Here is an 11,919-nt window from a genome sequence, read left to right on the forward strand (position 1 = left end):
GGACTAAGATGGACGAGACATTGTCGGCAGTACGCCCTGAATACTCAGGCAGCCGCATTAAGAAAAATCATGGAGTCGTCGGGCGCTTCTTTTATGAACTGCTCCGCAATAAATTTATGTACGCTTTAGCCCTTCCCGGGATGATATGGTTCTTTGTATTCGCTTATCTTCCAATGGGAGGCATTGTTATTGCTTTCCAGGATTTCAACGTAATGAAGGGAATAACGGGGAGCAAGTTCGTCGGACTGAAAAATTTCGAATTTTTCTTTCGAACGAACGACTGGCTCAAGGTCGTGAGTAATACGTTGTTTCTTAATATTTTGTTCATTGCGTTTGGAACAATTGCCGCCGTAGTCATTGCAATCATGGTGACGGAAATCGGCGGAAAGACGTTCAAGAAAGTATCGCAGTCGGTGATGATCTTTCCTCACTTCCTCTCATGGACGGTTGTGGCCATGTTTATGACCGCATTCGTCGCGACGGATGGAGGCTTTATTAATCAAATTCTCGGGGGATTCGGTATCGCGCCGATCACTTTCTTGTCATCGCCACAATATTGGCCTATCATTCTAGTGCTTCTGAAAATTTGGCATGGCGCCGGATTCGGCTCCATAGTCTACATGGCCACAATCGCCGGAATCAACCCGGAGGTTTATGAGTCCGCTTCTATGGACGGCGCCAGCCGCCTACAGAAAATTAGGTTCATTACGATGCCGTTATTGAAACCTACGATTATCTTGCTGACTATCCTGTCAGTGGGCGGCATATTCAACGGCGATTTTGGCTTAATTTATGCGATTATCGGACGTAATCCGATGCTGTATCCAACGACGGACGTCATAGACACGTACGTATTCCGCGCCTTGATGGACCTCGGTGATTTGGGGATGGCGGCCGCCGTAGGCTTTTTGCAATCGTTCATCGGATTCGTGCTTGTCGTAACCGTCAATGCTGTCGCCAAGAAAACGGCGCCGGATTCCGCCATCTTCTAGCAGGAAGGGAGTATTAGAATGATAAAGGAAAGTATATCAGATAGGCTGCTCAAAGCGACATTTTACGTTATCATCGCTATCTTTTCAGTGTATTGCTTAGTACCGTTCTATGCCGTTGTAGCCAGCTCATTTACTACGGAGTCTGAAATTGTTAAGAACGGGTATATGCTGTTGCCCAAGAAATTCAGTCTGGAAGCCTATAAGCTGATTTTTCAAGACAATACCATCTATCGGGCCTATGGTGTAACGATGTTCGTTACCTTAATCGGCACTGCGCTGTCGATGCTGTTCACCAGCGCATTGTCCTACGCCATCTCGTCGAAAACTGTGAAGTACCGTAATGCAATCGCTTTCTACGTCTATTTCACGCTGCTTTTCCATGGCGGTCTGGTCACCTCCTATCTACTTATATCCAAATATTTGGGCATGAAGGATTCGATCTGGGTGCTGATTATTCCAAGCATGATAAGCGCGTGGAACATGTTCCTGCTGCGAAACTTCTTCGCTACCATCGACGATTCGCTCTCGGAATCCGCTAAAATCGACGGAGCCAATGACGCCTATATTTTGTTCCGCATCATTTTGCCGATTTCGCTTCCCGCAATCGCAACGATTGGACTGTTCTATGCGTTAGGGTACTGGAACAATTGGTTTAGCGCACTTCTTTATATCAACGATCCGCATAAGTATCCGCTGCAATATTTGATTCAGCGCATTATGAACAATTTGGATTTTATCAACCAGGTGGCTCCAAGCGCCAACGTCAACATTCCGGATTACATTCCTCCGGCGATAACGGTTCGGCTGGCAACAACGATTGTGACGATAGGTCCCATTATTTTCCTATATCCGTTTCTGCAGAAATACTTTGTCAAAGGCTTGCTGGTTGGTGCCGTCAAAGGCTAATCCCGCTTATTATTCAGCGGTTTAGTATAAACGAATTGAAACATAAAGGGAGGAAAAACAAACATGAAAGCAAAAACAATTTCAGCCGCACTCCTTGCATTAACCGTGCTCGGAACGACGGCGGCATGTAGTAACGGCAAGAACGATCCGGCAAGTTCGGCCCCGAATGACACTGGCAAGCAAGCGGCAGCTCCGGCGCCGGTTACGCTGAAGGGAATGCTGTTCGGCGATCAGCCGAAGGACATGCAGGTGGTGTTAGATGAATTCGAGAAACGTACCAAGGACAACTTGAACACAAAGCTCAACATTCAATGGAATCCGGCAGCCGATCACAAACAAAAGACCAAGCTGATGATGGCTGCTGGCGAAGAGATGGATTTCGTCTTCGATGCCGATTTCTTTAACCTGAAGGAGCTTGTGCCGCAGGGCGCATATGCCCAGCTTGACAAATACTTCAATAACGACGCCTATCCTGGCCTCAAGAAAGCGTTTCCTTCGGAGTTTGTAGAAGCGAACAAAAGGTTCGACGGACACTTGTACACGATTCCGTTTACGCAATATTTCTTTGATATTACCGTCGTCTACCTGCGCAAAGACCTGCGCGAGAAATACGGGCTTCCGCCAATCAACAGCTATGACGATTTACAGAAATTTTATGATAAAGTGCTAGAGAACGATAAAGGTATGACGCCGCTTGCGCTGCGGGGCAATAGAGGGTACCAGGATATTACGGGAATAGATAGTGTAAACCCTGATATGCCGACGGTACGTTCAGTTGGGCTCGCGGGGTGGTCATTCTGGGTCCACTTGTCCGACGATTTGAAGAAAGTCCAAGATATTGTCGAGGTAGGTGATCCGGCATCGGAATGGGCCAAGCTGCCGGCGCCGTACAATTCAATGAAGACAGCGCTCCCTCAATACGACAAGTGGGCGGAGTGGAACAAATACCTGGAGAAAGATGTTGTTAGCCAGAAGGATGACAAAGGATACTTCATGTCTGGTAAAGCGGCTTCCTTCTATGCAACCTTGTCCGAATATGCCCAAGACAAGAAAAAGCTGCAGGAGACGATCCCCGGAGCGGATTTGGAAATGTTCGTGCTCAATCCGAAATCTCGGGATATGAAGCCGCAAGCCATTGGTGTGGACTACAGGTCGAACAACTCCATAGCGATCCCGGCCAATTCCAAAAATATTGACAGAACGATGAAGTTCTTTGACTGGCTGTACAGCAGCAAGGACAATCACGATCTGTTTGAATACGGCATCCCGGGCAAGCATTGGCAGGCGGTTGGCGACAATCAGATCAAATTGCTCGACGAGGCAAAAAACTACAATTTCCCTGGCTACGAACTCACCTGGAATCCTGCGATGATCCGTTTGAACAGCGATCTGGACGACAAGGTGAAAAAATATTTCGAATACTCGGCGAAACCGGATACGTATTTTTTGGCAGGGCTGAGAAAGTTCCAGTTCGATAACACCAACTTTAAAGCGGAAATCGCTAACATCGCATCCAAAACCGATCCTTTCAACCAGCTGCTCAAAGATGGTCAAATAAAGGATTGGGAAGCGCAAGTGACCAAGCTGAAAGGCGAGATGGATGCTCTTGGCATGGATAAGCTCCGCGTCGAGCTGAAGAAGCAACTTCAAGATTACCTCGATAAGGGCGGCAAGTAAAAAGGTGCAGGCAGGCGGCCGATCTTATGCTGAACATACATGAGATCGGCTCTCAGCCATGCTGCGCAGGCCATGTCTTGCAGTGATGAGAAGACTTTTTCTTGATCGGAACCATGGCAGGGCTTGTTTGAGGACTGAAATGAGAGCGCTTTCTTATCAGCTTGAGGCCGTATATTTAAGTATTTTATAATCATCGAAAACTTGGAGGAGTCGATATGCGAATCAACCGATTGAGAAAAAAACTTGTCTCTAAACTTATTTTAGGCTTGGTGTTGCCACTGGCTTTGTTCGCTGGTGCCGTCGGCCAGCCGCAGTCAGCCGCTGCCGACGCAAGTTTTGTCCATCCCGGCATGATCTTTACACAGGCTGATCTGGATCGCATGAAACTGCAAGTTGCTTCTAATCAAGCTCCGGCAATTTACGAATGGAACAATTTGAAAGCGAATCCAACAGCTTCTTTGAATTATGCCCCATCAAACTTTGATCCTATTGTTTACAGAAACGATTCTGTGAATGGGAATAAAGGAAATACCAATCTGTATTACAGCGCATCGGCAGCACTTATGAATGCGATCGAGTGGTATATTTCCGGAGACCAAGCCTATGCGGATCATGCGATCCAACTTCTGAACGGTTGGTCCTACAATTTGACCTCTATCCAGGGGCATGACGCCCAATTGGCGGCCAGCATCTATGGGTACAAGCTGTTGAACGCCGCCGAGATCATTCGATCCAGTAATGCGGGGTGGTCATCAGCGGATATAAGCAAATTTACCGAGATGATGACGAACGTTTTTTATCCGCTGACGAGCACGTACGGCCAGGTGAACGGCGGTTGGGCTAACGGAAACTGGGATGCCGTCGATACGGTCTTCAATCTCAGCTTCGGCGTTTGGACGGAAAATAAAGAAATCTACAATCAAGCCGTTGATTATTATAAGAACGGTGCAGGCAACGGGACTGTCATGCACTATATTCTGAATGACGACGGCGAGGTTCAGGAAAGCGGGCGTGACCAAGGCCACACTCAGGGCGGTCTCGCAGGTCTGGCCGAAGCGGCACAGATCGGCTGGAATCAGCGGGTAGCGGTTCCGAGCGGCGGCGATATGTACTCTTATCCGAACAATACGTACCGACTGCTCAAAGGCATCGAATACACCGCGAAATACAACTTGGGATACGACGTTTCTTATACACCGATCCCGGGTGTAGGCTACACGCTGGACGACATGGCGAAAGGCTACTCGTGGATCCCCGGACTGGCGATTTCGCCGATCGGGCGGGGCAATTTCAGCCCCATATACCAGCAGGTCTATAACCTTTATGTGAATAATACTGGTTTGCCGGAATCCATGCTGCCCTATACCAAACAAGTGATAGCGAGACAACCGTTTCAAGCGTTTGCCCTAGACTTCCCGTCATATGGGGGACTGTTATTCAACAGCCAAGATACCCCGCATTCCGATCAGTGGGGTAAGTCGGAAACGATTACGATGACAAACCGCGGTGCGGGCAAATCTATCGTCGTCATTAACGATCAATCTCCGGCTTCCGTGGAACAGCAGTTCATCTCTGCGGCTGATGCTTCTGTGCGGGGAGGCACGTCCGCCAAAATTAATTATGGCGCGGATGCAACGATGACAAGCAAGTTGTCTACAGCGGATTTCACACGGGAAGCTTATCTCAAATTTGACCTGAGCGGATACGCTGGAACCAAGGTCGATTCCGCTACCGTGAGGCTGTACGCCGCATCGGTAGGCGCCAACGTAGGCAATACGGAAGCGGATTATGTAGCGGACGACAGTTGGACTGAGAGCGGTGTTACCTGGAATACGAAACCGACCTCCAGCGCCATTCTTGCCACTTGGCCGAAACCGAAGGCAGCAGGCTTTATCCAATTTGATGTGACGAATCAATTGAACGCGGAACTGGCCCAATCCGGGGATAAGAAGCTTTCCATCCGTATGCAATCTCTTTTGAGCGGTGATGGGGTGGATTACAGCACCAAAGAGGCGACTACAGCCGGCAACCGTCCGACACTTATCCTCAAGAACGAGGCGATGTCGTACCGGTATGCTATCGAATACCTTGGCACAAGCAATTTGTACGCGTACCGGTCGCTTGCCAACAACAAATATTTAACCGTGATGTCGGATGGCACATTATTGGCCAATTCGAACACTATCGGAACTGAACAAACGTTTGCTTACACCAATAACGGTTCTGGCAATGTCATGAAGTCGATGCTGAACGGCAAATATGTGACTGTCGATTCGGCAACGGGGCTGTTGAAGGCGAATGTAGACAATGTAACTAACGATTACGGGCGCTTCGATTATCAAACCCCGATCGATTCGCCAGTCACAACGGCCACAATTTCGATTATGGCGCCGGATGGACAAGATGGGTGGTACGTGCATCCAGTCACCCTGGCGTTATCGGCATCCGCTTCGGCACTTCAAGTGAAAAACACCGTTTATAGCCTTGATGAAGGGCAAACTTGGCAAACCTATGCGGGACCGATTGCGTTCGATCAGGATGGCCAGTATTCAGTTTGGTATGAATCGAGGGATAGCGGGGGCGGCGTAGAATTTGCCCGTAACGTCTCATTCAAGCTGGATGCGACCGCTCCGGCCGATGCCACCTTCGCTGCAGATATGACAGCGCCGACTAACCACGACGTCACTGTAACGATCAGCTATCCAGCTGATGCAGCTGTGAAGGAGTACAAAGTAGGCGAAAGCGGCACATGGACAGCTTATGGGGCTCCTGTGGTTGTTTCTGCAAACGACACTGTATATGCACGGAGCAAGGACGCTGCTGGTAACATATCGAATGAGACGAACTACATTGTCAGCAATATCGATCATATCGCACCCGCAGATGCAAAATTAGCTGTAGATACCACAGCACCGACCAACCAAGGTGTCACTGTTACGATCAGCTACCCGGTTGACGCAGCGGTGAAAGAATACAAAGTGGGTGAAAGCGGCGCATGGACAGCATACACCGCCTCAGTTATTGTTTCCGATAATGACACCGTGTACGCAAGAGGAACGGATGCCGTAGGCAATGAATCCAATATCACCAGCATGACAGTAAGCAACATTTATAAAATTGCCCCTGTAACTGCAGCAACATTAAGTCCGGCCGCCCCTAACGGCAACAATAGTTGGTACACGACGGATGTATCGGTGAGCTTATCCGTTACCGCCAACGTGTATGGAGGAGCAGTGACAACGGAATATCAGGTGAATGACGGGGCGTGGACTACCTATACCGGTTCTATTCCTGCCTTCAGCGAAGGAATGTATAAGTTCGGTTACCGCAGCAAGGATCAAGCTGGCAATGTCGAACAACTCAAAACCGTCGAGTTTAAGGTTGATAAGACGGCGCCAGCACTAAACGTACAGTTGGATAAGACGTCCATTTGGCCGGCGGATCATAAAATGATAGCGGTCAATGCTACGGTGAATCCGAGCGATGCTATTTCAGGTGTTGAATCTGTGGTGTTAACCTCCATCACGAGCAACCAACCTGATAGCGGTAAAGGTGATATTCAGGCCAGTTTCGGTACAGCTGCCACTTCATTTAGTTTACGTGCAGAAAAAGATCGAATATATACGATCACCTACACGGCAACCGATAAAGCGGGGAACAAAACGGTGACAACTGCAACCGTCACGGTGCCGCATGATCAATCCGGAATCCGGTAATGGCAATAACAATCAATCAGGAAATCAGGGTCAGTCCGGAAATCATTAAGAAGCATACTTGTTTCGGGAGAAAGGTAATAGTGCTTTCCTCCCGATAAAGGATGCCGTATTTGAAGCAGCGGTACGGCAACTGTGCAACGAATCGCAAAATCAACCGACATTGCTATGTTCTAGACGGATTCCCGATAAAGGCTGAATAAGCCATTTATCGGGAATCCAATCCATTACTTATTGCAATCATGACATGACCTAATTTATCCACTGTTTTACTCATTTGCGCATAGAGATGACACGATCTATTGGATATTTTCCAATCAAACTGCTTCCAAATGATAATTAGGATGGGGAAATTTGGATTTCATTGGATTTTATCCAATGAAAGTACGATATCTCATGACTGAACAAGTAATCTATTGGATTTTCTCCAATGTTATTGATCGTATTTTAGCTTATCTAATTAAATCCAGATACTACATAACTCATGTCATGAAAGGGGTGATATAAAAATTATTACATGTTTTAATCCTTTTTGGTTTTGCTGAAATTCAGCAAGATGAAATAACGAGAGGCGGAGAGAGTGACGAGACCATTGTTGTACTGTTGGACACTGATTCTCTGAAGGAGGTAACCTCAATGTCAACAAAAGAGAAAAATGAAATTTGAACAAAACGTCGATTTTCCTTTCATTTGTTCTCTTGTTTGTAACTGCAAATCATAAGCAAAAACGGGTTCGAACAGCCGGTTCATATTTCCTCCAAAGTGGACAAAATTCAAACATTTTCTCATATCTTATTATGACTTTTTCGATGGAAGAAGGGATATAATCTAAACAAATATCGCTTGGTATTGATCAAATAATTGGCTTGCTTTTGGACAAAACACTGAAAAGAAGGTTTGTGATGGAAAAAATAGCAAATGGCATTTGGAAAGTGCGTTTCGGAAAGCCCGAATCCCACACGCCAGTCAATCTGCGTGAAACGGAAGTGAGAACGGAAGAACTTGCGAAACTCGATTGCCATGGAGTTTCGCCTTTCTCGCTTAGTGACATCGTGATTAGGCAATCGGCAAGAGGGATATATCTTGAACTTCCTCTGAAAGCCGAGGAACATATTTATGGTTTTGGGCTGCAGCTGCATCGTGTGGATCACACAGGCAGAAAGAAAGTAATTCGCGTCAACAGCGATCCCGTGGCCGATACAGGAGACAGTCATGCACCAGTACCGTTTTATGTAACAACCGCAGGATATGGCGTCTTCGTTGACACATCGCGCTACGCAACTTTCTACTGCGGGACTAATTTGCGTAAAGGGGCTTCGGAGAACAAGAAATTTGAACAGAAGGAAATCGGGACCTCTGAAATAGAATTGTACGGCTACCAGACTACGGAGGGTGATCGATCGGTTGTTGTCGATATTCCATCGGCCGAAGGCATTGATGTGTATTTGTTTGAAGGTCCGGATATGGTGAATGCCGTGCAGCGGTATAATCTATTTTCTGGAGGAGGAGTTCTTCCTCCTATGTGGGGACTCGGGATGTGGTACCGGGCTTACAGTGCGGCATCACGTGAGGGTGTCATGCGGCTCGCGAATTGCTTCCGGGATGATGGAATGCCGGTCGATGTGTTTGGCTTTGAGCCCGGTTGGCAAACAAAAGCTTATTCTTGCTCTTTTGTATGGGATGAAAGCCGTTTCCCGGACCATGAAGGGATGCTCGATGAATTATACGATATGAGTTACCGGGTTAACCTCTGGGAGCATCTCTTTGTGCATCCGACTTCCCCAATGTACGAAGAGTTGATGCCTTATTCCGGCGATTACGAGGTTTGGGAAGGTCTTGTCCCCGACCTGTACGTAAAGGAAGCCAGAGACATCTTCGCCAAGCATCATTTGAAGGAGTTTGTAGAAAAAGGGATATCCGGATTTAAATTAGATGAATGTGACAGCTCCGACTTTGTGCATTCGAATTGGTCCTTCCCGGATATAGCAACATTCCCGTCAGGGATGGACGGGGAGCAGATGCACAACCAACTGGGAACGCTGTATCAATCCGCTATTCAGGCTCCTTTCGAGGCGCTTGGCCGAAGGACGCTATCTCAAGTCCGATCCTCCGGAGCTCTTGCTTCGCCGCTTCCCTTTGTGCTTTACAGTGATCTATACAATCACAAGGTGTTTATACGCGGTGTCGTGAACTGCGGATTCTCCGGGCTTCTATGGTCGCCCGAAGTCCGTCAAGCGGAATCCCCCGAGGATTTGATTCGCAGGATTCAAACGGCAGTATTCTCGCCAATGGCTCTGCTCAACTGCTGGAGAATTCCGAATCCGCCATGGATGCAAGTGGATCGTGAGAAGAACATACGTGGTGAATTCCTCGATAATTACGAGGATATTCGAGATATTTGCCGCAAGCTGTTCGAAATACGTATGACATTGATTCCTTACCTGTATACAAGCTACGCGAAATATAGTATGGAAGGGTTGCCGCCTTTCCGGGCGCTTGTCATGGATTACCCGGATGACCCCAATACGTACGAAATCGACGATGCCTACATGATGGGTGATTCTATCCTTGTGGCACCAATCATAACAGGTACATCAGAGCGCGATGTGTATTTGCCGAAAGGCCGCTGGCGGTGTTTCTGGACAAATGAGGTCTACGAAGGCGGACAAGCCTACACCTTTGCGCCGGGCTTGGAACGTATTCCGGTCTTCGTAAAGGACGGTACGCTACTGCCGCTTGCCAAACCTCTGCCGTATATTTCCGAGGATGCCACCTTCGACATCACTGTTAGAGCTTATGGAGACAGACCGTCAGATTGCTTCCTGTATGAGGATGACGGAACAACATTCGAATACCGGGAAGGCAGCTTTAATTGGGTGAAGCTGACTTGGAACGAAGGTGTTGATGTTGAACGCATAGGCAGCTATACGGGCAAACGATATAACATAATCGACTGGGAATCCGTTTAAAGGAAATAAGTTAAAGAACAAAACGACATATATGTAAAAAGAATAGCAGGAGGAACAAAATGACAATATCAGAAGCAAAGTTGAAAATTACGAACCCCGTGCTACCCGGCTTTAACCCGGATCCGTGGATGGTGCGGGTCGGTGACGACTATTATATTGCAACGTCGACATTCGAGTGGTTTCCGGGGGTTGCGATCTATCATTCGCGAGATATGGTTCATTGGCAGCTGCTGACCTATCCGCTATCCAAGGGCAGCCAACTTGATTTACTTGGCGTACCGAGCTCAGGCGGTATTTGGGCGCCGAATCTGACTTACGATAACGGTACGTTCTATCTGCTTTATACGAATGTAGTGGGACGTAAGGGTGTGTTTAAAGATCTGCACAATTACTTGATTACAGCTGAAAATATCATGGGTCCATGGTCAGAGCCGATCTATCTGAACGCCAAAGGATTCGATCCGGCGTTTTTCCACGATGACGATGGACGCAAATGGCTGATGCAGATGCGCTGGGATTTCCGGACAGGCCATCCGCGCTTTAGCGGTATTTTGATGCAGGAATACAATCATGCCGAGGGCAGGCTGGTTGGAGAGGAGTCGGTTATTTATCGAGGAACCGAGATTGGCGTCACCGAGGGGCCAAGTATGTTCAAGAAGGACGGCTACTATTATTTGATAACTGCAGAAGGTGGCACCGGATGCAACCACGCAGTTACCGTCGCCCGTTCCCGTAATATCGAAGGACCGTACGAAACAGCTCCGGACAATCCGATGATGACGACGGCTTATGATCGTGAACATCCGCTGCAAAATGCAGGCCATGCGGCCTTCGTAGAAACACAGAACGGAGAATGGTATATCTCCCATCTGGGGATACGCGTATTGCCTGATGGAAGACGTTTGAACCCGCTCGGACGCGAAACATTGATCCAGCGGATCGTATGGACGGAGGATGGATGGCCACGTCTTGAAAATGGCACCCGGCTTCCTTCGCTTGAAGTCGCAGCTCCAGGGCTGGAGCCGCATCCATTTGCCCCTATTCCGGAGCGGGATGATTTCGATGCTCCTCAACTGAATATTCATTTCAGTACGCTGCGAACGCCGGCTGATGAAAGCTGGCTCTCTTTGCAGGAGCGTCCGGGCTATCTTCGCTTAAGCGGCAGGGAGTCTCTGAATTCCTGGCATAAACAAAGTATGGTGGCACGACGCGTGCAGCACTTTGAGTGCGAAGCGGAAACCTGTGTCGAGTTCGATCCGCAATCGTTTTTTCATATGGCTGGTCTCGTTTGCTACTATGACGAGCTGGATTATTATTATCTGCGCATCAGTCATGACGAACGCTTGGGCAAACATATTGGCGTGGCCAAAAGTGTCGGGGGTAAATACGAAGAGCTTCTAGAAAGCGTCGTTATTGCCGATGGCTGGGAACGCTGCTATTTGCGAGTGACGATTGAGCAAGGAGTGATTCAGTTTGCTGTCAGCGCAGACGGAAGCAGTTGGCCTTCCATCGGGCCTGCGCTTGATTTCGGCGTCCTTTCCGACGAATACGGTGGAAAGCTGGGTTTTACAGGCGCAATGGTCGGCATATGCGCACAGGATATGAGCGGTGGCGGACATCATGCTGATTTTGATTATTTTACTTATCGTGAGCTTATGTAAG

6 protein-coding genes are annotated in these 11,919 nt (G+C 48.1%); all 6 read left to right on the forward strand.

Annotated elements, in window-relative coordinates:
* The first annotated feature begins 8 nt into the window (after positions 1-8).
* The 6 genes from ASG93_RS02110 to ASG93_RS02135 all read left to right on the forward strand — a co-directional run bounded on the left by ASG93_RS02110 (position 9) and on the right by ASG93_RS02135 (position 11,918).
* Positions 9-992: an ABC transporter permease gene (locus tag ASG93_RS02110; protein ID WP_056828338.1), complete on the forward strand. Its 984-nt coding sequence runs from the start codon at positions 9-11 to the stop codon at positions 990-992.
* A gap of 18 nt (positions 993-1,010) precedes the next feature.
* Positions 1,011-1,898 (forward strand): carbohydrate ABC transporter permease, encoded by an 888-nt coding sequence (locus tag ASG93_RS02115; protein WP_056828340.1) that lies wholly within the window; start codon positions 1,011-1,013, stop codon positions 1,896-1,898.
* A 63-nt stretch (positions 1,899-1,961) separates the two neighbouring features.
* Positions 1,962-3,575 carry an ABC transporter substrate-binding protein gene (locus tag ASG93_RS02120; RefSeq protein ID WP_056828342.1) on the forward strand — a complete coding sequence of 538 codons (1,614 nt, stop codon included), beginning with the start codon at positions 1,962-1,964 and terminating at the stop codon, positions 3,573-3,575.
* A 215-nt stretch (positions 3,576-3,790) separates the two neighbouring features.
* Positions 3,791-7,291: an OmpL47-type beta-barrel domain-containing protein gene (locus ASG93_RS35675; RefSeq protein ID WP_056828344.1), complete on the forward strand. Its 3,501-nt coding sequence runs from the start codon at positions 3,791-3,793 to the stop codon at positions 7,289-7,291.
* 899 nt (positions 7,292-8,190) lie between these two features.
* Entirely contained in the window at positions 8,191-10,257 is a 2,067-nt protein-coding gene (locus ASG93_RS02130) for a TIM-barrel domain-containing protein (RefSeq protein ID WP_056828346.1), read from the forward strand.
* Between the two features lie 59 nt (positions 10,258-10,316).
* Positions 10,317-11,918, forward strand: a complete 1,602-nt coding sequence (locus ASG93_RS02135; protein ID WP_056828348.1) for a glycoside hydrolase family 43 protein — start codon at positions 10,317-10,319, stop codon at positions 11,916-11,918.
* Position 11,919 lies beyond the last annotated feature (1 nt).

Source organism: Paenibacillus sp. Soil787, assembly GCF_001429545.1.
Lineage (GTDB): Bacteria > Bacillota > Bacilli > Paenibacillales > NBRC-103111 > Paenibacillus_E.